The organism is Mesorhizobium sp. M1E.F.Ca.ET.041.01.1.1 (assembly GCF_003997355.1).
In the GTDB taxonomy this organism is placed as follows: domain Bacteria; phylum Pseudomonadota; class Alphaproteobacteria; order Rhizobiales; family Rhizobiaceae; genus Mesorhizobium.
Map to the genome: position 1 here is coordinate 1 of NZ_RZSL01001123.1, position 848 is coordinate 848.

Here is an 848-nt window from a genome sequence, read left to right on the forward strand (position 1 = left end):
GTCCTACCATTAGACGAAGCGGGATGGCCGGCGGTCAAATATGCCGCCATGGATGAAGAAGCAAAAGCCGCGCCGTTGTCCAAAAACGGGGCCTTCGCGGCACCGGCGGGCTCGTTATTTCGTTTGGAAACGGGCAACCGAAAGGAACTTCACGGCGTTGCCGGTGAAACGGGTGGCATCCGGCATTTGGGCATCCGTCTGGAAGCCGGCCGTGTAGACCTCGCTCGGCGGCGTATGCACCATATTATAGGCATAGCGCGGCGCCGTCGTCGGGTCGGAAACAGTGGCGATGTTCTCGCCGCTGCCCAGCGCCCAACGCGCCGCCTGCGGCGGCGTTGCCACCACCATCGCCTTCGGTCCCGGCCGCAGGTCGCTGGTGGAAGCCCTGGCCTCCTTGCGCGTCGTCTTCACACCGGCGCCGATCGCTTGCGCTGGATCGGTGCCGGCCGGACGGGCGGCGATGGCTTCACGCGGCGAGGCCGCATCGAGGCCCGACGGATCGTTGAACGCCGAGCGAGGCTGAGGCTCCGATAGTGAAGCGACCGCATATTCGGCTCCGCTCGGACCGGCTTCGGTGGTTGCGCTGGCCTGTTCGAGGACAGCCTTGATCTCATCCGGTTTGCCCGCGTCGGGCCGCGCCGTCGGCAGCACCGAGAAGGCATCGGTCGCGCTCTTGTCCTGCGAGGCCGTTTCCGCCAGCGCCAGAAGCACGCTCTTGTCCTTGGGCGACAGTTCAGCCGGAGTGGAGCGATCGGGACGCCAGGTCGGCAGCGGGATGTTGTTGACCGCCACCTTGGCAGGATCCGCCGCTGCGGCTTCCGCCGCGTTGGCCATGCCGAACGGCACGT

At 66.6% G+C, this 848-nt stretch carries 1 pseudogene; it reads right to left on the bottom strand.

The annotated features are described in order from the left end of the window. Positions 1-114 precede the first annotated feature (114 nt). A pseudogene (locus EOA38_RS37835) lies at positions 115-848 on the bottom strand (peptidase M15); the annotation flags it as partial.